The sequence below is a fragment of the Undibacterium sp. Di27W genome, from assembly GCF_049340345.1.
Lineage (GTDB): Bacteria > Pseudomonadota > Gammaproteobacteria > Burkholderiales > Burkholderiaceae_D > Undibacterium.
This window is the reverse complement of record NZ_JBMPOS010000127.1, coordinates 1-370: the sequence shown is the minus strand read 5'-3', so window position 1 is coordinate 370 and position 370 is coordinate 1. Positions and strand designations below refer to the sequence as shown.

The 370-nt window shown below is 49.5% G+C and carries 1 protein-coding gene; it reads left to right on the top strand.

The window, feature by feature from the left end; translation table 11 throughout:
- The coding region (locus ACO0LF_RS31600; RefSeq protein ID WP_423021388.1) for a hypothetical protein at window positions 1–370 on the top strand (370 nt) is incomplete at both ends.

The window sequence follows — 370 nt, the reverse complement described above, 5'->3', positions numbered from 1 at the left end:
CGCTTCAGCTACAAAGGCGAAGAAGGTGCAAGCCGCACAGCCGACCGTATCATCTTCACAGATGCAAACTTCAATGGCTCCCACGCGATTGACGGTGGTGCAGTTGACACAATCACGACCAACAACACCCAAAAGAACGACGACGTTATCGAACTGCGTAATGCAACAAACGCTTCCATCGGTGACTTCAACGGCATCAAAAACATCGGCAACATCGAACTGACAAACGACACAGCGATTACTCAAGTGTCCCAAATCCAGTTGAATGACACCATCGTTGATGCATTGGTTGACAGCTTCCAGGCTGCCAACACAACAACTCACGTAGAACGTCTGACGATCCGTGCTATCGACAACACCAACGTTGCTA